25 protein-coding genes are annotated in these 23445 nt (G+C 55.3%); 18 read left to right on the forward strand and 7 right to left on the reverse strand.

What is annotated here, in order from left to right; all coding sequences use genetic code 11:
• Window positions 1-45: 45 nt before the first annotated feature.
• From D9980_RS09720 to D9980_RS09735, 4 genes are all read right to left on the reverse strand, one after another.
• A complete protein-coding gene (locus D9980_RS09720) occupies window positions 46-1032 on the reverse strand; it encodes a D-cysteine desulfhydrase (RefSeq protein ID WP_024528879.1) in 987 nt (328 codons plus the stop codon).
• Between the two features lie 194 nt (window positions 1033-1226).
• On the reverse strand, window positions 1227-1736 hold the full coding sequence (gene fliZ, locus D9980_RS09725; RefSeq protein WP_121607153.1) for a flagella biosynthesis regulatory protein FliZ: 510 nt from the start codon (window positions 1734-1736) through the stop codon (window positions 1227-1229).
• Window positions 1737-1796: 60 nt separating this feature from the next.
• Complete coding sequence (locus D9980_RS09730; protein ID WP_121607154.1) at window positions 1797-2519, reverse strand: RNA polymerase sigma factor FliA; 723 nt, start codon at window positions 2517-2519, stop codon at window positions 1797-1799.
• Window positions 2520-2701: 182 nt separating this feature from the next.
• A complete protein-coding gene (locus D9980_RS09735) occupies window positions 2702-3970 on the reverse strand; it encodes a FliC/FljB family flagellin (protein ID WP_121607155.1) in 1269 nt (422 codons plus the stop codon).
• A 283-nt stretch (window positions 3971-4253) separates the two neighbouring features.
• Here D9980_RS09735 and fliD point away from each other — a divergent pair, with 283 nt between their 5' ends.
• The 4 genes from fliD to D9980_RS09755 all read left to right on the forward strand — a co-directional run bounded on the left by fliD (window position 4254) and on the right by D9980_RS09755 (window position 7642).
• The gene (gene fliD / locus D9980_RS09740) at window positions 4254-5657 is read left to right on the forward strand and encodes a flagellar filament capping protein FliD (protein ID WP_121607156.1); all 1404 of its coding nucleotides are present in this window, start codon (window positions 4254-4256) and stop codon (window positions 5655-5657) included.
• Between the two features lie 23 nt (window positions 5658-5680).
• On the forward strand, window positions 5681-6091 hold the full coding sequence (gene fliS, locus D9980_RS09745) for a flagellar export chaperone FliS (protein ID WP_024528884.1): 411 nt from the start codon (window positions 5681-5683) through the stop codon (window positions 6089-6091).
• Complete coding sequence (gene fliT / locus D9980_RS09750) at window positions 6091-6459, forward strand: flagella biosynthesis regulatory protein FliT (RefSeq protein WP_121607157.1); 369 nt, start codon at window positions 6091-6093, stop codon at window positions 6457-6459. The genes fliS and fliT overlap by 1 nt, the downstream gene beginning before the upstream one ends.
• A gap of 313 nt (window positions 6460-6772) precedes the next feature.
• Window positions 6773-7642 (forward strand): helix-turn-helix transcriptional regulator, encoded by an 870-nt coding sequence (locus D9980_RS09755; RefSeq protein WP_121607158.1) that lies wholly within the window; start codon window positions 6773-6775, stop codon window positions 7640-7642.
• 819 nt (window positions 7643-8461) lie between these two features.
• Here the strand turns inward: D9980_RS09755 and fliE are convergent.
• Window positions 8462-8776 (reverse strand): flagellar hook-basal body complex protein FliE, encoded by a 315-nt coding sequence (fliE, locus tag D9980_RS09765; protein WP_024528887.1) that lies wholly within the window; start codon window positions 8774-8776, stop codon window positions 8462-8464.
• Between the two features lie 318 nt (window positions 8777-9094).
• On the opposite strand from fliE, the gene fliF reads away from it, so the two are divergent.
• The 14 genes from fliF to D9980_RS26850 all read left to right on the forward strand — a co-directional run bounded on the left by fliF (window position 9095) and on the right by D9980_RS26850 (window position 20553).
• Window positions 9095-10783: a flagellar basal-body MS-ring/collar protein FliF gene (fliF, locus tag D9980_RS09770; protein ID WP_162304251.1), complete on the forward strand. Its 1689-nt coding sequence runs from the start codon at window positions 9095-9097 to the stop codon at window positions 10781-10783.
• Window positions 10780-11772 (forward strand): flagellar motor switch protein FliG, encoded by a 993-nt coding sequence (fliG, locus tag D9980_RS09775; protein WP_024486395.1) that lies wholly within the window; start codon window positions 10780-10782, stop codon window positions 11770-11772. The genes fliF and fliG overlap by 4 nt, the downstream gene beginning before the upstream one ends.
• Window positions 11765-12463: a flagellar assembly protein FliH gene (gene fliH / locus D9980_RS09780; protein ID WP_121607161.1), complete on the forward strand. Its 699-nt coding sequence runs from the start codon at window positions 11765-11767 to the stop codon at window positions 12461-12463. The genes fliG and fliH overlap by 8 nt, the downstream gene beginning before the upstream one ends.
• Window positions 12463-13824 (forward strand): flagellar protein export ATPase FliI, encoded by a 1362-nt coding sequence (gene fliI / locus D9980_RS09785; RefSeq protein WP_121607162.1) that lies wholly within the window; start codon window positions 12463-12465, stop codon window positions 13822-13824. Before fliH ends, fliI begins: the two co-directional genes overlap by 1 nt.
• A gap of 18 nt (window positions 13825-13842) precedes the next feature.
• Window positions 13843-14289, forward strand: coding sequence for a flagellar export protein FliJ (gene fliJ, locus D9980_RS09790; protein ID WP_024486398.1), 447 nt, complete (start codon window positions 13843-13845; stop codon window positions 14287-14289).
• On the forward strand, window positions 14286-15506 hold the full coding sequence (locus D9980_RS09795; protein ID WP_121607163.1) for a flagellar hook-length control protein FliK: 1221 nt from the start codon (window positions 14286-14288) through the stop codon (window positions 15504-15506). The genes fliJ and D9980_RS09795 overlap by 4 nt, the downstream gene beginning before the upstream one ends.
• A gap of 135 nt (window positions 15507-15641) precedes the next feature.
• The gene (gene fliL / locus D9980_RS09800; RefSeq protein WP_021180955.1) at window positions 15642-16133 is read left to right on the forward strand and encodes a flagellar basal body-associated protein FliL; all 492 of its coding nucleotides are present in this window, start codon (window positions 15642-15644) and stop codon (window positions 16131-16133) included.
• 6 nt (window positions 16134-16139) lie between these two features.
• Window positions 16140-17144 (forward strand): flagellar motor switch protein FliM, encoded by a 1005-nt coding sequence (fliM, locus tag D9980_RS09805; RefSeq protein ID WP_121607164.1) that lies wholly within the window; start codon window positions 16140-16142, stop codon window positions 17142-17144.
• A complete protein-coding gene (fliN, locus tag D9980_RS09810) occupies window positions 17137-17550 on the forward strand; it encodes a flagellar motor switch protein FliN (protein WP_021180953.1) in 414 nt (137 codons plus the stop codon). Before fliM ends, fliN begins: the two co-directional genes overlap by 8 nt.
• The gene (gene fliO, locus D9980_RS09815; protein ID WP_024486400.1) at window positions 17550-17954 is read left to right on the forward strand and encodes a flagellar biosynthetic protein FliO; all 405 of its coding nucleotides are present in this window, start codon (window positions 17550-17552) and stop codon (window positions 17952-17954) included. The genes fliN and fliO overlap by 1 nt, the downstream gene beginning before the upstream one ends.
• On the forward strand, window positions 17951-18706 hold the full coding sequence (fliP, locus tag D9980_RS09820) for a flagellar type III secretion system pore protein FliP (protein ID WP_059201113.1): 756 nt from the start codon (window positions 17951-17953) through the stop codon (window positions 18704-18706). The genes fliO and fliP overlap by 4 nt, the downstream gene beginning before the upstream one ends.
• A 375-nt stretch (window positions 18707-19081) precedes the next feature.
• Entirely contained in the window at window positions 19082-19351 is a 270-nt protein-coding gene (gene fliQ, locus D9980_RS09825; protein WP_021180950.1) for a flagellar biosynthesis protein FliQ, read from the forward strand.
• A gap of 2 nt (window positions 19352-19353) precedes the next feature.
• A complete protein-coding gene (gene fliR / locus D9980_RS09830) occupies window positions 19354-20136 on the forward strand; it encodes a flagellar biosynthetic protein FliR (RefSeq protein WP_046808336.1) in 783 nt (260 codons plus the stop codon).
• A gap of 333 nt (window positions 20137-20469) precedes the next feature.
• Window positions 20470-20553: a hypothetical protein gene (locus D9980_RS26850; protein ID WP_238393722.1), complete on the forward strand. Its 84-nt coding sequence runs from the start codon at window positions 20470-20472 to the stop codon at window positions 20551-20553.
• A 157-nt stretch (window positions 20554-20710) separates the two neighbouring features.
• Here the strand turns inward: D9980_RS26850 and flgL are convergent, their stop codons facing one another.
• On the reverse strand, window positions 20711-21673 hold the full coding sequence (gene flgL, locus D9980_RS09835; RefSeq protein WP_121607165.1) for a flagellar hook-associated protein FlgL: 963 nt from the start codon (window positions 21671-21673) through the stop codon (window positions 20711-20713).
• A gap of 61 nt (window positions 21674-21734) precedes the next feature.
• Window positions 21735-23387, reverse strand: coding sequence for a flagellar hook-associated protein FlgK (gene flgK / locus D9980_RS09840; protein WP_121607166.1), 1653 nt, complete (start codon window positions 23385-23387; stop codon window positions 21735-21737).
• Window positions 23388-23445: the final 58 nt, after the last annotated feature.

Genomic DNA, 23445 nt, shown 5'->3' on the forward strand with positions numbered 1-23445 from the left:
ACCTAATAACTATAGTTCTAAATGGAATAACAACTGTGCTCGGCATCAGACCTGCGGATGATAGGCGAACAGCGCCGGTGCCCCACCGGTATGCACAAACAGGATCGGACCTTCATCGCGAAAACGTTTCTGGCTGATGCCATCAATCAACCCCGCCATCGCCTTACCAGTATAGACCGGGTCCAGCAGCACACCTTCCTGCTGCGCCAGCAGCTTCACCGCCGCCATACCTTCGTCATTCGGCATACCGTACTGCGGGGCAAAATAGTCATCCCACAGGGTAATGGGGGCCAGCTCGTCAATATCCAGCGAACAGGCGACCGCTTTTTGCAACTGTTCAACCTTCGGTAACTGATCGATCACCTTGCGGGAAACGGTCACGCCAATCAGTTCGCTCTCAGGCAGCAGTTGCTGTAGCCCCACCGCCAGGCCGGCGTGAGTCCCGGCACTGCCGGATGCCACTACGATCGAACTGAAGGTGACGCCATGGCTTTGTGCAGCAATTTCCAGCGCACACTGCACATAGCCCAATGAGCCGAGCGCGTTGGAACCCCCTACGGGGATAACATAAGGACGGAAACCCTGGGCTTCCAAACGTGTGGCCAGATCGGCCAGTTGCATCTGCGGATCATGCAAGGCATCGCACATCACCACTTCAACATTGAACAGATCGAGCAGCAGACGGTTACCGTTACTGAGGTAGTTTTCCGCTTTGGTATCGATGGGGTTTTCCAACAGCGCAACGCATTGCAGGCCGAGCTTGGCCGCCACGGCGGCGGTCTGGCGAACGTGGTTGGATTGAATGGCACCGGCGGTAACCAGGGTATCGGCCCCTTGGCGTACCGCGTCGGCGGCTAAAAACTCCAGTTTCCTCAGCTTGTTACCACCCATGGCCATCGGCGTGACATCGTCACGTTTGATGTAAATGTCGCGGCCAAGGTAGTCTGAAAGGCGGGATAACTTTTCGAGCGGCGTGGCAGAGCCAACCAAATCCAGGCGCGGGAATTGCGCCAGTTGCTGTTGCAGATCCACAACTTCCCCCAGGGAATAAAATAACGGTGTTTGAGTGATAGATTTATCAGATGTGCTCTGAATAATCACTCTTTATTCGTGGGGGTGGCTGCAGGGTAACCCGGCTGGCCGAGTCGAGTTAATCAATACGGAGTTGAACGGGCGCCGCATGCAGCGCCCCTACATTATGAGTTGGCGGAGAAGGGTCCGCAGTCTCAGTAACTTTTTTGCCAGGCCAGGTACTGGTCGTATTTACGCAGCGCAATGCGGTAGTTATCGCTCACCGCCGGTGGCAGATCATCAATAATACGCTGATGGTTGAACGCGCTGGCAAACTGATCGGCAGGATAGTTGTGCGCCACCAGCATTTCATCCAGGCGCCGCAGGCGCACGACATATTCGCGGATGGTGCTGTGGTTCATCTCGGTCTGTTCAAACAGATACTGTTTAAACGCCATGATGTCGAAGTAGCTGGGGTGACTATTACAGGAGATTTCACTACAAAACCGGCACAGCGCGGTCAACTCGCTTTGCACGTTTTGCCAGACCAGCTCGTCAATCGGTTGATCCATCCGGGCGATGGCTTCCTTATTGATGATCTTGCCACGGAACACCAGTGCCATGCGGTCGAGCACCTTCTCGCACTGGGAGCAATGGGTTTGGCTGTGTTTATAATCTTTCAGGTAGCGGCTGAGTGGCCGTTTCTTCAACTGTTTTCCTGGCATCTTTTGCAGTCCATTTATTGCGGCAGTAATCAGGTTGGTTAGGGAGGCAGGCTTTGGGGTTCAGTTGTCCTGGGCCAGACGTGCCCGCAGGCGTTTAATTGCCTGGCTATGCAACTGGCTGACTCGCGACTCACCCACATCAAGCACTGCGCCAATTTCCTTCAGATTCAACTCCTCCTGGTAATACAACGTCAGCACCAGTTTTTCGCGTTCCGGCAGCGCCTCGATGGCATCGATCACCCGCTGGCGCAGATTGCCTTCCAACAGTTGATGCAGCGGATTGGCAGCTTCATGACCTTCCAGCACCGGTTCGGCGCTGTCGCCATGCTCTTCCTGCCATTCGTCGTAGGAAAATAGCTGGCTATTATTGGTGTCCAGCAGGATCTGGCGATACTCGTCCAGCGAGACATCCAACCCCTGCGCCACCTCCACTTCGCTTGCTGGGCGGCCAAGCCGCTGTTCCAACTGCTGCATCATGCGCGCCACTTCCCGAGCGTTGCGGCGTACGCTGCGCGGCACCCAGTCGCGGCTACGCAACTCGTCGAGCATTGCGCCGCGAATACGCTGCACGGCATAGGTCGTGAAGGCCGTTCCTTGCAGGGCATCGTAACGCTCAACAGCGTTTAACAGCCCTATTCCCCCAGCTTGCAGCAGATCGTCCAGTTCCACGCTGGCGGGCAGCCTAACCTGCAGGCGTAACGCCTCGTGGCGCACTAACGGTACGTAGCGTAGCCAGAGAGAATTTTTGTCCATGACGCCTTCGGCGGTATACAGATCGCTCACTATGTCTAACCTGCGGATAACGGAGTCATGGCTATTATCCGTAGCAGGTGCAATACCAATCGTCTGAACAGCCGTACAAAACGGGCTTTATTTGTGCCATGTAAAAACCCAGACGGCAGCAGAAGACAAAAAAACCCTGCCGAAGCAGGGTTTGGATGACAAGGCTAATCTGAAGGAGTCGATTAACGCAGCAGGGTCAGTACGTTCTGGGTAGACTGGTTAGCCTGGGCCAGAACAGAGGTGCCAGCCTGTTGCAGGATGTTGGCACGGCTCATGTTGGACACTTCGGTCGCGTAGTCGGCATCTTGAATACGAGACTGAGATGCAGACAGGTTGTTCACGGTGCTGTTCAGGTTGTTGATAACAGAATCGAAACGGTTCTGTACCGCACCCAGGGAAGAACGCAGGCCGTCAACCTGTGACAGAGCTTTATCCAGTACTGCCAGTGGATCAGTGGTTTTCGGTTCGGTAGACTGTTGCGCGCCTTTGGTTACTTTACCTGAGGAATCCAGAGAGGCTTTGAAGAAGGCATCATTACCATCAGCATCTTTGCCTTTAACCACATAGCCAGCTTTACCTGCTGCATCAGTGTAAGAACGCAGTTCATCACCAGCGCTAAGACCACTTACAGTAGTGGTGCCTACTTTAACTTGAGTCTGCTCTGTCAAACCGGTTGGTTTGGTAGTAACAACACTGGCAGCAACGCTTGAATCGAAGGAGAATTCGCCAGTACCACTAACAGCACCTTTCACCCACTCACTTGCACCAGTCTGGATGTAAGAATCAGTACCATCGCTGTAAACTTTACCGTCGGTAGATGTCTTAGGTGTAGTTGCACTGGTATCAGCTGCGATAGTCGGAGCAGCCATCTTGTCGATAGATGTCACTGCTGTAGTGCCCACTGCAGTAGGGTCAATGGAATCAGCAACGCTGAATTTATCCAGACCCAGAGTTTTGGCGTTGATATTTTTCAGATCGATATCGATGGTTTCACCATCGTTGGCACCGACTTGAATGGTCAATTTCTGGTCGCCGCTCAACACTTTCACGCCGTTGAAGTCGGTTTGCTCTGAAATACGGTTGATTTCGTTCAGACGCTGAGAGATTTCATCCTGGATTGACTGCAGGTCGCTAGAAGAGTTAGAACCGTTCTGAGACTGCACGGTCAGACGACGGATGTTCTGCAGGTTGTCGTTGACTTCGTTCAGTGCGCCTTCAGTGGTCTGCGCCAGAGAGATACCGTCGTTAGCGTTACGAGAAGCCTGAGTCAGGCCCTTGATGTTAGCGGTGAAACGGTTAGAGATCGCCTGACCCGCAGCATCATCCTTCGCGCTGTTGATACGCAGACCGGAAGACAGACGCTCGATAGCGGTCCCCAGAGAAGACTGAGATTTGTTCAGGTTGTTCTGCGCCATCAACGACAGGCTGTTGGTATTAATTACTTGTGCCATAATTTGCTTTCCTTACGAATCAGTTGCGACGTTCGCATTCACAATTAAAGGGTTCGGACCTTGTTGGTCCACGGCGTCAACCACCGTCTCCTCAGGTATCGGCGCTCCCCCCGCAACCTTTAGATTTTTTTTCCGTTTTTTTCACTTTTCGCCAATGGCGCGAATAACGCTGTTTTTCCCTCTTCTACTGCGCCATCGTTTTTTCTATTTATCCGTAAACTTTTTGAATACTGAGCCGATAACGCATAGAGCGTAAAAGTCATTGACCATAGGAGAATCACGAATGGCATCGATTAGTTCATTAGGCATCGGCTCAGGGCTGGACCTCAACGGCTTGCTGGACAAGCTGACCAAGGCGGAACAACAACGTCTGACACCTTATACTACCCAGCAAACCAGCTATAACGCCAAGCTGACTGCCTACGGCACGTTGAAAAGCTCGCTGGAAAAATTCGATAACCTGAGCAAGGATTTGGCCAAGCCAGAATTCTTTAACAATACTACCGCCACCACTCACGATCAGTTTAACGTGACTACCACCGCCAAATCGGTCCCGGGTAACTATAGCGTCGAGGTGCTGCACCTGGCGCAGCCGCAAACCTTGACGACAAAGGCCGATATTAAAGATCAAGCGGAGAAGCTGGGCACTAGCGGCGCCAGCGATCGTTCGATTTCGATCACCGCCGGCAACCCGCCCAAAGAGGTCAAAATCCCGCTAGGTGACGATCAAACCTCACTGCTGGAAATGCGTGATGCGATTAACGGCGCCAAAGCCGGGGTGAACGCCACCATCATGCGCGTGGGCGACAACGACTATCAGTTGGCCATCAGTTCCTCCACCACCGGCGAAAAAAATACGGTCAAGGTGCAGGTTAATAATGACGATAAACTGGGGGCGATCTTAAATTATGATCCTACCAGCACCAGCAACTCGATGAAGGAAACGGTCAAAGGCCAGGATGCCGAGTTGACCATTAACGGCACCACCATCAAGCGCAGTACCAATTCGATCGCCGACGCCCTGCAAGGGGTGACGCTGGATCTGAAAACCACCACCAAAACGGGCGAACCGCAGAACCTGGTGATCACCGCAGATAAAAGCGGCACCTCGGACAAGGTCAAGGCTTGGGTTGATAGCTATAACTCGCTATTGGATACCTTTAATTCCCTGACCAAATACACCCCAGTAAAGAGTGGCGAAGCACAGAACAACAAAAATGGGGCGCTGCTGGGCGACAACACGCTGCGCGGCATCCAATCCTCAATCAAGAGCGCGCTGAGCGCCGCACAGGACAACCCGGAGCTGAAGGGCCTGGGCAACCTGGGTATTACTACCAATACCAAAACCGGCAAACTGGAATTGGACAGCGAAAAGCTGAAAAAAGCGATCGATGAAAAACCCGATCAGGTGGCCAATTTCTTCGCTGGTGATGGCAAGGAGAGCGGTATGGCGACGGAAATCCACAATGAGATCCAAAACTATATCAAGGCCGGTGGCGTGATTGAGAACTCGACCAAGAGTATCAATACCAACCTCGACCGTTTGAATACCCAAATCACCCGCGTGACCGAAAGCATTCAAAACTCCATCGATCGTTACAAACAGCAATTTGTTCAGTTGGATACCATGATGTCGAAACTGAATGGTACCAGTAATTATTTAACCCAACAGTTCACGTCTAAATAGGCGTGTTAACCAGGTAAAATAGCATGTACAACCGCAGCGGAACCCAGGCTTACGCCCAGGTTAGTGTAGAAAGTGGCGTGATGGGTGCCAGCCCGCACCAGCTCATCGTGATGCTATTCGACGGGGCGCTCAGCGCCCTGCTTCGTGCACGCATCCTGATGAATCAGGGGAATATCGCCGGCAAGGGGCTGGCGATCTCAAAAGCGATTAATATCATTGATAACGGGCTAAAAAATGGCCTCAATCATGAACAGGGGGGGGAGATCGCCGATAATCTCGCCGCCTTATATGACTATATGAAACGCCGTCTGATGCAGGCCAACCTGCACAATGATGTCGCAGCCCTTGACGAGGTCAGCGGGCTGCTGGAGAACATTGCCGACGCCTGGCGCCAAATTGGCCCAAATTATCAACCCGTTCAGGACGGCGTATAATGGAACACCACCAACAACTGCTATCGGCCTATCAACAGATCCATACCCTGAGCGAGCAAATGATCACACTGGCGCAGGCTGGCCAGTGGGATGCGCTGATTGAAATGGAGATCACCTACGTCCAGGCGGTAGAAAAAACCGCCCAACTGGCGGGTATCCCTGAACCATCTTCGACCTTGCAGGATATTTTACGCAGTAAATTGCAGCAAATCCTCAACAACGAAACCGAAGTGAAGCGACTGATGCAGCTACGCATGAACGAATTAACGGTTTTGATCGGGCAGTCTACCCGCCAGAGCGCGGTCAACAGCACCTACGGTCAATTCCATGACCGCGCTTTGCTGCTTGGTGAGCCGCAATCAAGATAAATCTTATGTTTAACCGCCTGTCCTAAGTAATTAATAGGATAAAACACTATTATTATCCCGTTGCACCATAATATAAACGCATGAGATTTGAATAATTCGTATGGCAGGTAATGCATGAAAATGCAAACCGCTGGCACTATTGCCGATTTAATGGATAACACTTATCCCGACACGGACGTTTTCTGTTCAACAGGAAACTGATTCTTGACAAGTAAATTACCGAGTTGTGATCGGCAACAGGCGAAAAAATGTTGCTCCATCCCCCAGCAAAGCGTAAAGATATTCGTAGATAATAACGATGAAATGAATATTGATGGAACGCTTAATTAATTTTTGTCCTGGGATCGGTGCCTCAGCACACATCATTCAGCATACTGAACTGCGACTTCCGTCGCTCTATTTTGAGCAGACGCATCTGTTTTTGATCCAGCAAGGGCAAACACGTATACGGTGGCAGCAGCGGGAGGTGGTAGCTCGCGCTGGGGAGCTGTTGATCATAGAAGGTGGGCTAACCGCCGATGTGATTAATAGCCTTTCAGACAGCGGAATATTCAGCTGCCAACTGCTGATTTGCGATCCCTTGCTGTTTGATACGCTAGCCAATGCGCCTATCGCGCCGCCGCCGATCCCTTTCACCGGCGTCACTACGCTGACGAAACTCCCCTGCCCGTTTTTGCACAGTTTTGAAACCGCGGCGCTGGCACTGACGCTGCACGATCGTTTTCCCCAGATGATTATCCGCCATAAAATGTGCGAAATCCTACTGTGGCTGGCACACCTGGGGATCCGATTCACTCACCAGGAAGCCAATAATCTGACCCAGCAGGTGCGCCGCTTGCTGGCAAGCGATCCGCAACGGATTTGGACCGCCGCTGAAGTGGCTGAAAATCTGATGATGAGCGAGGTGGTGCTGCGGCGTAAACTGTCGGCGGAGAATAGCGCCTTGCGCAGCCTGATGATCGACGTACGTATGAGCCGCGCGCTGCTGTTATTGCAGGCCACAGACTGGCCGATTTCCGCCATTGCACAATATGTGAGCTATGAGAGTTCTTCTCGTTTTGCCGAACGCTTCCGTAAACGATTCGGCTTCGCACCTACCGCCATCCGTGGGCACCAGCGAATTATGCAGCCCACCGCCGCGCAGCCCCCGGCATATCCATGGCTAAATACGGTAGAGGAATAAGTGCAGATTTTAACAACGGCAGGCTGAGGATGTGACGAAGGCCACCCAGAGTGGCCCGTACATCAGTTGAACTTAACTAACACATAGATTAATGCGGCCAACACAATTAACATGACAATGCTGAAAAAACGCCATCTCACTTCACTTTTAGTGCTCATCACCTTTCCTGAGTAAATACTATTAGCGCTATTATTTCCGTAGAAGAAATAACATCCTTGCCAAAGCTGTGCATCGTTCATCTTATCCACAACAGCATCAGCAGACTCCAAAGTACGATCAAAAAAATAACAACCACCGTACATTAAGAATTAGGTCTTCCAATAAAACAGAGGTATTTCTTTAAGTTACACAGTTCGCGGTTTTCTGCCAGTGCTTGAATGAGACTCAATTGCCTCACCGTCGGGCTATACTTTTTGCGTGGGCTAAAAGCGACAGAAAACGACTCCACTCAAAAATATGAGATAGTTCCTTGATGCGGTAAGGATATATCTAATTTACATCCCGGTTAATTGACATTTAGGACAATAACTACAAGTATTAGCTTAATTAACCAATTTCAAGGAGGATAAGATAATGGAGTATTTGGTAGCATCGCTGACTGTTTTATGCCTTTTTTCCTTTAAGAAACACGCTAAAGTTATTGATAGTAAAAAGATTGGTGTTGCCCATAAAAAACACCGTCGACGCTCAAGACACCGGCTTGCCATGATTTATTGATTAGGCAAACGGGTCGAAAACCACTGAGAATCACATTAGGGAGGCTTACGCCAATACAGAGCTGATTATCTGTTGTGCGCTAAAGCCACCCTTTATTTACCGCTACACCGCCATATTCATGACGTCTTGGTAAGCCGCAACCAGTTTATTACGCACCTGCACTCCCAGTTGCAAAGACACCGAAGACTTCTGCAGATCGACCATCACGTCGTTCAAACTGATACCCGGCACACCCAATTCAAAATCCTGTGCTTGCTGGCGTGCAGTTTGTTGAGTCTCGCTGATCTTACCGAGAGCCGCCTTTAACTCATTGGCAAAGCTTGCTCCCTGCACCGGATCGTTTTGTCGCAGCGCTCCGGCCTGAACCGCCGTGGCTTGCAACTGCTGCACCACTCCTTCAATACCCTGAATTGCCATCATGACCTCGTCACTTCATTCATACCCTATGGATTTCAAGCGGTGGCCTGAAAGACGGCGGGAAAACCGCGCCTTCATTCGCCTGCATGATCCCGATGTTGAACACCCTACCACAGTGTTTTCCGGTTAAAGCGGCTAATTAACTGCAAAAACACCGGTTTATCGGGCCATCAAAATTTGCCCCTAGAGCAAATAATGGCATGCCCAAAAATGGGGGCGCTTTTGTTAGGCCGTAAAGAACTGTGTATTCAGGGAGTCTGTTTTGTCATCACACAACAACGCTAGCCATACCTCGAACCCACCAGAGTGGGTACCAGCATGAATGGTGAAAGCCGTGATAACGGCCTGCTGGCCCTATGGAATCGCCTGCGTGCCAACCCTAAAATTCCACTGCTGATCGCGGCCTCGGCGGCGATCTCCATCGTGGTTGCGCTGACGCTATGGGCCAAAAGCCCGGATTACCGCGTGCTGTACAGCAATCTCAACGATCGCGACGGCGGCGCTATCGTCACGCAACTCACGCAGATGAACATCCCCTATCGCTTTACCGAGAACGGCTCTGCGTTGATGATCCCGGCGGAAAAGGTGCATGAAACCCGCCTGCGTCTGGCGCAACAGGGGCTGCCTAAGGGAGGCGCCGTCGGCTTTGAACTGCTGGATCAGGAAAAATTCGGCATCAGCCAGTTCAGCGAGCAGATCAACTACCAGCGCGCGCTGGAAGGCGAACTGTCACGCACTATCGAATCCCTGGGGCCAGTACAGAATGCCCGTGTACATCTGGCGCTGCCTAAGCCTTCGCTGTTTGTGCGCGAACAAAAGAATCCTTCAGCTTCCGTAACGCTAACGCTGCAACCTGGCCGCACCTTGGACGACGGCCAGATCAATGCCGTGGTGTATATGGTGTCCAGCAGCGTGGCCGGTTTGCCGCCGGGCAACGTCACGGTGGTCGATCAGGCTGGCCGCTTGCTGACCCAATCCGACGGCACCGGGCGCGATCTCAATGCCGCACAGTTGAAGTACGCCAATGAGGTTGAGAACCGCTATCAGCGCCGTATTGAAGCCATTCTGGCACCGATTGTCGGCAGCGCGAACGTGCGTGCACAGGTAACGGCACAAATCGATTTCTCCACCCGCGAGCAAACCGACGAACAGTACCAGCCCAACCAGCAGCCGGATAAATCCGCGATTCGCTCCAGACAGCTCAGCCAGAGTGAACAGAACGGCGGGCAACCGATCGGCGGCGTACCGGGTGCCCTTTCCAACCAGCCGAGTGCAGCACCGACTGCGCCGATAGAAACACCAAAAACTACGGCTGCGGGCAATACTAATACTCCTGCCACGGCAAACAATGCCAATAACAGCACGCGTACCGGGGCTAGCGGTAACGTAGCGCAAAACAGTCGCCGTGATGAAACCACCAACTATGAGGTGGATCGCACCATTCGTCATACCCAGCACAAGGCTGGGGCGGTGGAACGCCTGTCGGTCGCCGTGGTGCTCAACACCCTGGGCACCGATAAGGACGGCAAACCGCTGCCGATGAGCAAAGAACAGTTGGCCCAGGTGGAATCGCTGGTCCGTGAAGCGATGGGTTACTCCAGCAGCCGTGGCGATACGCTTAACGTGGTCAACACCCAGTTCAACGATGTAGAGCAGACCGGCGGCGAGTTGCCTTTCTGGCAGTCACAGTCGTTTATCGATCAGTTGTTCAACGCAGGCCGCTATTTGCTGGTGCTGCTGGTGGCCTGGATCCTGTGGCGCAAGCTGGTTCGTCCACAGTTGCAAAGCCGTCAGCTCGCACAACAGGCCGCGATCACCGCTGCCAAGGCGCCAGCTAGCCGCCCGGCGGAGGTCAACAAGCCAAGTCATGAAGAGCAGGCGCTGCATAAGAAATCACAGCAGCGCGTCAATGCTGAAGTCCAGGGCCAGCGGATCCGCGAACTGGCAGATAAAGATCCACGCGTGGTCGCCCTGGTGATCCGTCAATGGATGAGTAACGAACTATGAGCCTGACAGGTACCGAAAAGAGCGCCATCCTGCTGATGACGCTGGGCGAAGATCGCGCCGCCGAAGTCTTCAAGCACCTCTCGTCACGGGAAGTGCAACAGTTGAGTGGCACCATGGCCAGCATGCGTCAGGTGTCCCACAAACAGCTGGGGGAAGTCCTCAGCGAGTTTGAAGACGATGCCGAACAGTATGCCGCGCTGAGCGTCAATGCCAGCGACTACCTGCGCTCGGTGCTGGTTAAAGCCTTGGGTGAAGAACGTGCCAGCAGCCTGCTGGAGGATATTCTCGAATCACGCGAAGACACCTCCGGCATGGAAACGCTCAACTTTATGGAGCCGCAGAGCGCGGCCGATCTGATCCGCGACGAACACCCGCAGATCATTGCCACCATCCTGGTACACCTCAAGCGTGGCCAGGCGGCGGATATCCTGGCCCAGTTCGAGGAGCGACTACGCAACGACGTGATGCTGCGTATCGCCACCTTCGGCGGTGTACAGCCAGACGCCCTGGCAGAGCTGACCGAAGTGCTGAACAACCTGCTGGACGGCCAGAACCTCAAGCGCAGCAAAATGGGTGGCGTCCGTACCGCCGCCGAGATTATCAACCTGATGAAAACCCAGCAGGAAGAGGCGGTTATCGGTGCCATGCGCGACTACGACGGCGAGCTGGCGCAGAAGATCATCGACGAAATGTTCCTGTTCGAAAACCTGGTCGAAGTGGACGATCGCAGCATCCAGCGCCTGTTGCAGGACGTGGAAAGCGAATCCCTGTTGATCGCCTTGAAAGGGGCCGAACAGCCACTGCGCGAGAAGTTCCTCAAGAACATGTCGCAACGTGCCGCCGATATCCTGCGCGACGATCTGGCCAACCGTGGCCCGGTGCGTATGTCTCAGGTGGAGAACGAACAGAAGGCCATCCTGTTGGTGGTACGTCGCCTGGCAGAAACCGGCGAAATGATCATCGGCGGTGGCGAGGACACCTATGTCTGATCGCCTCAACACCCTGCCCTGGCAGCCCTGGTCGCTTAACGATCTGGCGGATCCCAAACCGGTGCTGGAACCCGAAAGCCCACCTGAGGTGATCATCATCCCGCAGGATGACAGCATCAACGAACAGCAACGGCTGGAGATGCTGCGTCTGCAGGCCCAACAGCAAGGTCAGCAACAAGGCTTTGCCGAGGGCCAGCAGAAAGGCTATGACGCCGGTTTCCAGGCCGGGCTGGAGGAAGGCCGTCAGCAAGGCATTCTGGCAGGCCAACAGCAGCAGCAACCGATCACGGAACATTGGCAGCAGTTGGTCACCGAGTTCCAGCACACGCTGGACGCGCTCGACAGCGTGATTGCCTCACGTCTGATGCAGTTGGCCCTGACGGCGGCCAAACAGGTGATCGGCCAAGCGCCAGTGTGCGACGGCACCGCCCTGCTCGGCCAGATCCAACAGTTGATCCAGCAAGAACCGATGTTCAGCGGTAAACCTCAGCTGCGCGTACACCCGGATGATTACGAACGGGTGGAGCAGCAGCTTGGTGTCACCCTCAGCCTGCACGGCTGGCGGCTGCTGGCCGACGGACAGTTACACCCAGGCGGCTGTAAGGTCAGCGCAGAAGAAGGCGATCTGGATGCCAGCCTGGCCACCCGCTGGCATGAGCTGTGCCGTCTGGCCGCACCGGGAGAGCTGTGATGACCGTTCGTCTCGGCCGCTGGCTGAACTCGCTGGACAGTCTGGAAAAACGCATTGCCCGTGCGCCCGCGGTGCGCCGCTATGGCCGCCTGACCCGAGCCACCGGGCTAGTGCTGGAAGCCACCGGTTTGCAGTTACCGCTGGGGGCTACCTGCCTGATCGAACGCCATGACAGCGGTGTGGTGCAGGAGGTAGAAAGCGAGGTGGTTGGTTTTAACGGCCAACGGCTGTTCCTGATGCCGCTGGAAGAAGTCGACGGCATCGTGCCCGGCGCTCGGGTCTATGCTCGCGTCTCTCCTGAAGGGCAAAGCGCCAGCAAACAGTTACCCCTTGGTCCGGCATTGCTTGGCCGGGTGCTCGACGGCGCTGCCAAACCGCTCGATGGTCTGCCAGCACCCGATACCGGCTACCGCGCGCCGCTGATCACCGCCCCGTTCAACCCGTTACAGCGCACCCCGATCGAACAGGTACTCGACGTGGGCGTGCGCACCATCAACGGGCTGCTCACCGTGGGCCGCGGCCAGCGCATGGGCCTGTTCGCCGGTTCTGGCGTGGGTAAAAGCGTGCTGCTTGGCATGATGGCGCGTTACACCCAGGCCGACGTTATCGTGGTTGGGTTGATCGGCGAACGTGGCCGCGAAGTGAAAGACTTTATCGAAAACATCCTCGGCACCGAGGGGCGAGCCCGTTCGGTGGTGATCGCCGCACCGGCAGACGTTTCGCCGCTGCTACGCATGCAAGGCGCCGCCTATGCCACCCGTATAGCTGAGGATTTCCGCGATCGTGGCCAACACGTGCTGCTGATTATGGATTCCCTGACCCGTTACGCCATGGCGCAACGAGAAATCGCCTTGGCAATCGGGGAACCGCCGGCTACCAAAGGCTATCCACCTTCGGTATTCGCCAAACTGCCTGCGCTGGTAGAGCGTGCCGGTAACGGCATCACTGGCGGCGGTTCCATCACCGCGTTTTATACCGTGTTGACCGAGGGCGATGACCAGCAAGACCCGATTGCCGATTCGGCACGTGCCATCCTTGATGGCCATGTGGTTCTTTCCCGGCGCTTGGCGGAGGCGGGCCACTACCCCGCCATCGATATTGAAGCTTCGATCAGCCGTGCCATGACCTCGCTGATCGACGAGGAGCATTACCGGCGGGTACGTAGCTTCAAACAGATGCTGGCCAGTTACCAACGTAACCGCGATCTGATCAGTGTAGGAGCCTACGCCGCAGGCAGCGATCCGCTGCTGGACAAGGCCATGACGCTGTATCCGCAGATGGAAGCCTATCTGCAACAGGGCATCTTCGAACGCAGCGGCTACGACGATGCCTGCCAGCAGTTGCAGCAACTGATTGTTTAACCACGGAGCCTGAGCACCATGAAACCACAGTCACCGCTGATTATCCTGCGCGATCTGGCGCAGGATGCCGTAGAACAGGCCGCACAGCACCTCGGCCAGGCACGTCAGGCGCAACAGGCGGCGGAGCAACAGCTTGCCATGCTGCTCAACTACCAGGATGAGTATCGGCAAAAGCTGAACAACACCCTGTCTAGTGGCATGGGTTCCGCCAGTTGGCAAAACTACCAGCAGTTTATCGGCACGCTCGAGCAGGCCATCAGCCAGCATCGCCAGCAGTTGCTGCAGTGGAGCGAGAAGGTAGAACGGGCGGTCAAACAGTGGCAGGACAAACAGCAGCGGCTGAACGCTTTTGAAACGCTCAACACCCGTGCCCTCAGCGCCGAACTGATACTGGAAAACAAGCGTGACCAAAAACTGATGGATGAGTTCGCTCAACGCAGTTCACAAAGGAATCTAAACCCATGAATCTCAACGTTCTCTCTGGCTTGCCAGCGACCGCTGACGGCACGGAGACTGGCCTTACCGCGCTGTCGTTGGATGATGCCGGACTGTCTGCCAGCTTTGCTCAACTGCTCGGCGAGCGCTTCACGCCCGAAGGTCAACTGAAAGGCAAGCCGAACGTGGCCCAGCTACTGGCCGAAGATCCACAAATCTCAACCCTCAGCCGCCAACAGCTTAACCAACTGCTGACCTCGTTTAGCGATCGTGGCCGGTTGCTGGCCGCTCCGCAGGAACTGGATACGGCAGACGATAGCCAAACCCGGTTAACCAAGCGCGATGACGAACAGCCGTTGCACCCTGTCGATACTTTGGATGCGGCCAGCTTGCAGGCCCTGTTTGCCATGCTGCCTGCCACCATAGTGCAGTCGTTACCGGGGAATGGGGTTGCAACCGCCGCTGAGCCAAACGGGGACGAAGCGCCGCTGACAGGAGCTGCATCACTGTTAGCCACCCTGAGCGAAAAACCCGCGATATCCACTACCGGTCTGCCAGCGTCAAAATCGCAGCCGAACGCAGACGATAAATCCGCCTTGGCCGCCAAAACTGACGCGGCGGCGGTACTGTCTTCTCAGGCCGATGACAATCAGGATAGCGGCACCACCCCACTGAAACTGGCGGCTGAATCGGCGCAATCTACTGCAACGCCACAGCACGCGGCCCCTGCGCCAGTTTCTAGCCCGGTGATCGCCAGCCAACCCGTCAACGCAACGGTGAGCGCACCGGCAACGCCACAGTTGAACGCTCAACTCGGCAGCCCGGAATGGCAACAGGCGCTGAGTCAGCAGGTGCTGATGTTCCACCGCAACGGCCAGCAGAGCGCCGAGTTACGCCTGCATCCGCAGGAACTGGGTGCCTTGCAAATCACGCTGAAGCTCGACGATAACCAGGCCCAGTTGCATATCGCCTCGGCACACGGCCAGGTTCGTGCGGCGGTGGAAGCCGCGCTGCCCCAACTACGCCATGCGCTGGCGGAAAGTGGCATCAACCTTGGCCAGAGCAGCGTTGGCGGTGAGTCACTGCCGCAGCCGCAACAGTCACAGCAGCAGGCCTCTCACCAAGGCGGGCAGCCTTCTTACCGTGAACAACACGGCAGCGCCGAAACCGGCGTTGAAACCCTGAGCGCCCCAGCGGCGCTGCAGGCGATGGCCCGTTCGGTCGACGGCGTTGATATTTTCGCCTGACGGCGTGCAAACGCCCAAGCTGGCACGCTTTTCCCCGCCTATTCTGGCTATTGCAGCCCAGAATAAGCGGGATAATAGCTTTACATGTATTGCGTGCTGCCTATCTGCACGCAGAGAACAGGATTTGACTTAGTAATGTCTCAGAACTCCCTTCCAACAGCAGCAACAAAAAAACGTCCAATACTGGTGATCCTGCTGGTACTGATCGCCTTGGGCGCATGTGGTGCCGCAGGCTATAGCTGGTGGTTGATGCAGCAGCATAAGAACGGTCAACCCGCCGCCGAGGAAAAAAAACAGCCACCTCCGGCACCGGTGTTTATGCCGCTGGATACCTTTACCGTCAATCTGGTGACGCCGGATAACAACCTGGACCGCGTGCTGTATATCGGCCTGACGCTGCGCCTGCCAGATGAAGAAACACGCCGCCGGCTGAACGATTTTCTGCCGGAAGTGCGTAGCCGTCTGCTAATGCTGCTTTCACGACAGGAAGCAAGCCAACTGGCCAACGAGCAAGGGAAACAGCAACTGGTGGCACAGATAAAAGACGTGCTCAGCCCACCGCTGGTTACGGGACAACCGAAGCAAGTGGTCAGCGATGTGCTGTTCACTGCCTTCATACTGCGGTAATTAACCATGGGCGACAATATTCTTTCACAGGCCGAGATCGACGCACTGCTCAATGGCGACAGCGCGGGGGATGAACCCGCCGCCGTCATCGGTCATGAAAACGAGGTCAAACCTTACGATCCCACAACCCAACGCCGCGTGGTGCGTGAGCGCCTGCAAGCGCTGGAGATCATTAACGAGCGTTTTGCCCGTCAGTTTCGCATGGGGTTGTTTAACCTGTTGCGCCGTAGCCCGGACATTACCGTCGGGGCGATCAAGATCCAGCCATACCATGAGTTTGCCCGCAACCTGCCGGTGCCGACCAACCTGAACCTGGTCCACCTGAATCCATTGCGCGGCACGGCGCTGTTTGTGTTTGCCCCCAGCCTGGTGTTTATCGCCGTGGATAACCTGTTCGGTGGCGATGGCCGTTTTCCTACCAAGGTCGAAGGCCGGGAATTTACGCCAACCGAACAGCGGGTGATCAAGCGCATGCTGCGTTTGGCGCTTGACGCCTACGGCGATGCCTGGAGCGCCATCTACAAGATCGATGTGGAATACGTACGTGCCGAAATGCAGGTCAAGTTCACCAATATCACCACCTCTCCCAACGATATCGTGGTAACCACGCCGTTCCAGGTGGAGATCGGGGCGCTGAGCGGTGAGTTCAATATCTGTATTCCATTCGCCATGATCGAGCCATTGCGCGAGTTGCTGACTAACCCACCGGTGGAGAACTCCCGCCAGGAAGACAGCCAGTGGCGAGAAACGCTGGTGAAACAGGTTCAGCACTCCGAACTTGAACTGATAGCCAACTTTGTCGATATCCCGATGCGCCTGTCGAAAGTGCTGAAACTCCAGCCGGGCGACGTGTTACCGATCGATAAGCCGGAACGCCTGATCGCCCATGTCGACGGCGTACCGGTCTTGACCAGCCAATACGGCACCTTGAACGGGCAGTACGCCCTGCGTGTTGAACATTTGATTAACCCTATTTTGAATGCCCTGAGTGAGGAACGGCCCAATGAGTGATCCTAAACAACCGTCTGGCGAAGAGAAGGACTCCGTAGACGATCTGTGGGCTGATGCGTTTAACGAGCAACAGGCGACCGAAAAATCCGCCTCTACCGAAGGCGTATTCAAGTCGCTGGAAGCTCAGGATGCGTTGGGTAGCCTGCAAGATATCGATCTGATCCTGGATATTCCGGTCAAGCTGACCGTGGAGCTGGGCCGCACCAAGATGACCATCAAAGAACTGCTGCGCCTGTCGCAAGGCTCGGTGGTGGCGTTGGATGGTCTGGCCGGTGAGCCATTGGATATCCTGATCAACGGCTATCTGATTGCTCAGGGCGAAGTGGTGGTGGTCGGCGACAAGTTCGGCGTACGCATCACCGATATCATCACGCCTTCCGAGCGCATGCGCCGCCTGAGCCGCTGATGAACCCCAACGCCAGCGTGCAGACGCAAAGCACCCAGCAGCCCGCCGGTTCGGCGCTGCCCACCGGTTCGGTATTGATGCAGGTCAGCAGCGCGCTCGGCGCTATTTTGCTGCTGATCCTGCTCGCTGGCTGGCTGTTTCGCCGGCTGGGTTTTGCCCCGCAGGCCCGTGGCAATCAAAAATTGCTCAACCTGCGTGCCAGCTGTCAGGTTGGCCAACGCGAACGCGTGGTGGTGGTTGAAGTGGATAATACCTGGCTGGTGCTGGGCGTTACGGCTCAGCAGATCACCCCGTTGCACACCCTGCCCGCCCCACCGGCACAGGAAGCAACCGACCATAAATCACCGGCAGATTTCCGCCAGCTGATGCAAAACGTATTAAAACGCCCGGATAAATCGGCATGAATCCCTTCTCCTACCGCCGGGCTTTTGGCCCGCTGCTGGCCGCTGGCCTGCTACTGCTCAGCCCTGCGGCTTTGGCACAGTTGCCGGGGCTGATTAGCCAACCTACGGCCAACGGCGGCCAAAGTTGGACGCTGCCGGTGCAAACGCTGGTACTGATCACCTCACTCAGCTTCCTGCCAGCGATGCTGCTGATGATGACCAGCTTCACCCGCATCATCATCGTGCTGGGGCTGCTGCGTAACGCCCTCGGCACTCCGTCGGCACCGCCCAATCAGGTGATGCTGGGGCTGGCGCTGTTCTTGACCTTTTTCATCATGTCACCGGTGTTCGACAAGGTGTACCAAGATGCCTACCTGCCGTTCAGTCAGGACAAGATCAGCATGGAGGTAGCGATCGACAAAGGTTCGCAACCGCTGCGCGAGTTTATGCTGCGCCAGACGCGGGAAAGCGATCTCGCCCTGTATGCCAGGCTGGCTAACCTGCCCGCGTTGGAAGGCCCAGAGGCCGTCCCGATGCGTATTCTGTTGCCCGCCTATGTCACCAGTGAGCTGAAAACCGCCTTCCAGATTGGTTTTACCGTGTTTATTCCGTTCCTGATCATCGACCTGGTGGTGGCCAGCGTGCTGATGGCGCTGGGGATGATGATGGTGCCACCCGCGACCATCTCGCTACCGTTCAAGCTGATGTTGTTTGTACTGGTGGATGGTTGGCAGTTGCTGTTGGGATCGCTGGCGCAGAGTTTTTATAGCTAGAACGGTGTTGCCCCCTCGCCCTCACCCTAACCCTCTCCCCCAGGAGAGGGGACCGATCGAGTGTGCTGATGCCGTAGTGTTCTTGCCGAAAGTACAGAGACTTATCAAGAGCACCATTTAACTCTCTCTCCCCTCGACGATGGGACCGATCGAGTTTGTTGTTGCTTTAGTGTTCTCTTCGAAGGAGCACAGACTTACCAAGAGCACAAATTAGCCCCCTCTCCCCTCGAAGAAGGGACCGATCGAGTTTGTTGTTGCTTTAGTGTTCTCTTCGAAGGAGCACAGACTTACCAAGAGCACAGATTAGCCCCCTCTCCCTTCGGGAGAGGGTTGGGGTGAGGGGCAGAACGCAACCTCCCATATTGGAGAAAAGAGATGACACCTGAATCGGTAATGGCGCTGGGTACGGAAGCGATGAAAGTGGCGCTGGCGCTAGCCGCCCCGCTGCTGCTGGCCGCGCTGTTCAGCGGGCTGATCGTCAGCCTGTTGCAGGCCGCCACGCAGATTAACGAAATGACGCTGTCGTTCATTCCCAAAATTCTCTCCGTGGTCGCCACCCTGATCGTTGCCGGGCCGTGGATGCTCAACCTGCTGCTGGACTACATGCGCATGCTGTTCAGCAACCTGCCGAACCTGATCGGCTAACCATGCTGACCTTTGACAGCGCCCAACTCAGCGTCTGGCTCAGCCAGTTCTTCTGGCCTCTGCTGCGCGTCCTGGCGCTGATTAGCACCGCCCCACTGTTCAGCGAAAAGCAGATCTCCAAGCGGGTGAAAATTGGCCTGGGCGGCCTGATCGTCTTGCTGATCGCCCCCACGCTGCCCACCAGCAATATCCCCCTGTTTTCCGTCACCGGCCTGTGGCTGGCCGTGCAGCAGATCCTGATCGGCGTGGCGATCGGTTTGACGATGCAGTTCGCCTTTGCTGCAGTGCGCTTGGCAGGTGAGGTGATCGGCATGCAGATGGGGCTGTCCTTCGCTACCTTCTTCGACCCCTCCGGCGGCCCCAATACGCCACTGCTGGCGCGCCTGCTGAACCTGCTGGCGATGTTATTGTTCCTCAGCTTCGATGGTCACCTGTGGCTGATCTCGCTGCTGGCAGACAGCTTCCATACCCTGCCGATCCAGGCACAGCCGCTGAACGGCAACGGTTTCCTGGCGCTGACCCAGGCAGGAACACTGATCTTTATTAACGGTATGATGCTGGCGTTACCGCTGATCTGCCTGCTGCTGACGCTGAACCTGGCGCTTGGCCTGCTCAACCGCGTTACCCCGCAGCTTTCGGTGTTTGTGATCGGTTTCCCGGTCACGTTAACCATCGGCATGTTGACCCTTGGCATGATGATGCCGATGCTGGCCCCCTTCTGCGAGCACCTGTTCGGTGAGTTTTTCGATCGGCTGGCGGCAGTGATCGGCGGTATGTCCCCTTAAAGCTGAGGTTAGCCGCGAGACAAACTAGCAGGGAAAGATATTTTCCGAGATAAAAAGTTGAAAAAGAGAAATTAACCAGATTTAGCGGCGATTATCCTGCCGGGCTTGAATAATAAAATACCCCCCTTAGAATGGCCTCATTAAATAAATCCCACGCCGTATAAAAAAGCGGTAAAAGACCATTAAGCTGGTCACGTGATTTATTAACACTAACGGAACACCAAGAAAATAAAATAACCGCACCTTATGGCGGCGGGACTTTATTTATCTCAATATAGCCAGGAGCATCAAATGAAAGCGAAAACTAACAGGAAAGCACGCAGAGCCTTGGGTATGGCGCATTGGACCACTAATCGCATTCAGATCACAGCGTCCGCCTGCGGAAAAATCTGGACCGTAGCCAAAAAGAAAAAATAATCTGTTTTTAATGCGTAGCGTTAAAAATAGTAAGGTCACTTATCCAGCCTGAATATCCTGACGTTTCCCGCCGTTAAATCAGGCTGTGTAAAAACGGTACTGCGCTCTATATCCACGTTATAGGGCGCAGTGCCCTACAAGCGTGAATAACTATTTCTTATCTGTTTATTTGGAATAATGACATACCCTGCATATCGCTAAAGGTCTTATACGATGCCTGCAAAGCCGCCTGCTGCATATAGTAAGACGAAATCGCCTCCACCACATCCGCATCAACCAGCGCGGTCAGCTGATTTTGGTTAGCCGTATTGTTTTCGATGCCGATGCTGTCCAGCACGTCCAACTCTTGCAACTGAGTCCCCAGCACCGCATTGGTACTCAGCACGTTGTTATAGCTGTTATCCAGGCCACGGGTTGCCTTATCGAGCGCCGCCGTCACCTGCTCACGGGTAGCCTCATCGGCCCCCTGCAGCGGGGTCTTCAACGCTTTCAACGCCATGTCGATGCTCTCGAACACGTTAGTTTCGGAAGCGCTGCCGTCCGGCTCCGGTTTGATATTGCTGGTCAGCGACATAAATATCGAGCTGCCGGTGTGGCCCACGGTCATGGTGCGGTTGGCATCCACTTTCTGCTCAATGGCCGAGTTGCTGCCCTGATAAACCACCTTGCCGCCCTGCTCGACAAACGGGGCTTTGTCATTGGCAAAGCCGGCAAAAATAAAACGGCCGTTACCGTCGGTGCTGTTGGCCTGGCTGAGTAGCTGATCTTTCAGCCCCTGCAACTGGGTGGCCAAAGAGTCACGGTCATTGTCGCTGATCGTGCCGTCACCGGCGTTGACGATCAGCGTTTTCATGTCCTTGATGCCGTCGGCGGCGCTACGCAGCACGGTTTCTTCCATCGAGATATTCTGACGGGCAAAGGTGCGCGCCAATGCGTACTGGCTGTTTTCTGACATCGACTGCGAGATCATCACCGCCTGTGACGCCGCTAACGGATCGTCCGAAGGGTAAAGCACGCGCTTGCCGCTGGAAAGCTGCTGCCCGGACTGCATCCACAGAGACTGATTATTGGTGACCCCCGACAGATTCTGCTGGTAGATCATGCTGGTGCTCATGCGCATGGGTTGGGTTCCTCACTAAGGGCATCCACAGCCGGCATACCGGCTGCGGTTAACGGTAAAATCAACGAATATTCAGTATGGCGTCAAACAACGAGCTGGCGGTCTGGATCACCTGCGCATTGGCCATGTAATACTGTTGGAAACGCAGCAGTTCGCCGTACTCTTCGTCCAGGTTAACCCCGGAGATAGACTGCTGTTGGGTTTGCAATTGGGTCACAATATTGGTTTGTGCGGTGGCGTTGACCTTGGCGGTAGCGGTCTGGTTACCCACGCTACTGACCAATCCGGCATAGGCGCCACTCAAAGTTGCTTTGCCATCCACCACTTTGGCGGTTTGCAGATCGAGCAGTTTCTTGACGTTGTCGTTATCGCCCTTACCGCCATCTTCCGTTCCTGCGGCAGCAAACTTGGCCGAGTCGCTGATGGCAACCTTCAGGTTACCGGCCACATCGCTAACCGGCTTCACGGTAAAGCTGTCATTCTTTTTCGCGTTGCCCGTCACGCCGATCTCCAGGCCATCAAAGCTCAGCGTCAGTTTGCCATCCGCATCGGTGCCTGCGGTGGCAGGTACTTTGACGTTGTCGGACAGGCGCGTGACCTGCCAGTTGGCACCGTCAAACTCCATGCGGTAGTCGCTGGCCTTGACCTTGCTGGTGTCGGTAAAGGAGACCGACAGCGAGGCATTGCCGGTGTTGTTGGTATTGTTGACCGTACGCCCACCTGAGAAGCTGAAGAAATCCTCCCCCGGATCGCCGTTGATATCAAAGCCTTCGCGATGCTGCTGGTTAAAGCTATCGGCCAGCGCCAGGGCCAGTTGCCCCAACTGGTTGCGTGCGCCGTCCAACGATTCACTACGGAACTTCAGCACGCCGCTGACGCTGCCGCTGCCAATCTGGCTTTCCGGGATTTCGTTAGCACCATTGCCGCGATCGTAACCGAGCGTCAGGCGGGACGGGTCTTTGCTGGAAGGCATCGCCGTCACCTGATAGGAGGAGTTGCCCTGCACCAGCGTCAAACCGTTGGCGAAGGTCACGGTATAAGCATCACCGTCCTGCTGGGTGACCTGAACGCCGACCACTTTGTTAAGCTCCGTCACCAACTGATCGCGCTGATCCAGCAAGGCGTTCGGCTCGCTGCCGCCGCTGCTGGCCCGCACTTGGGTGATTTCGTTATTCAAGCGGGCGATTTGCTGGCTGTAAGTATTGATCTGGTTGGCGCTGTCGCTCAGTTGCTGGTTGACGCCCGCATCCATATCGCGCAGATACTTGTCCGCATTGTTGAACTGATTCACCAGGCCGTTGGCCTTGCCTAACACGGTCTGACGGGCTGCGTCATCCCCGGCATTGCTGACGACGTTTTGCAGGTTTTTGAAGAAATCTTCCATCCCCGATGCCAGGGTGTTGGTTTTAGACGCCAGCAGGTTGTCGATCTGGGAGACTTTCTCGAAGTAGCTGTTCTGGGCCGAAGCTTCGCTTTGCGCCCCGCGCAGTTGGGTCATGATGAACTGGTTATACTCGCGATTGACCGTAGTCACGGTGGCTCCGTTGCCGATAAATCCGTTCATGGTGCCCAGGCCGCCGTTTTGCGCCAGGATCGCGGTTTGGCGGTTATAGCCCGCCACGTTGTAGTTGGAAATATTATTACTGACGGTGCTAAGCGCAACCTGCGCCGCATTCAGGCCACTCATCGCGGTATTGATTAAGCTGTTGGACATAGAGGTTCCTTATGCTGCGGTGCCAGCGGCCCACAGAGGTCAAAAATTGTGCCGGGCG

The sequence above is a fragment of the Serratia sp. 3ACOL1 genome, assembly GCF_003668775.1.
Taxonomy (GTDB): domain Bacteria; phylum Pseudomonadota; class Gammaproteobacteria; order Enterobacterales; family Enterobacteriaceae; genus Chania; species Chania fonticola.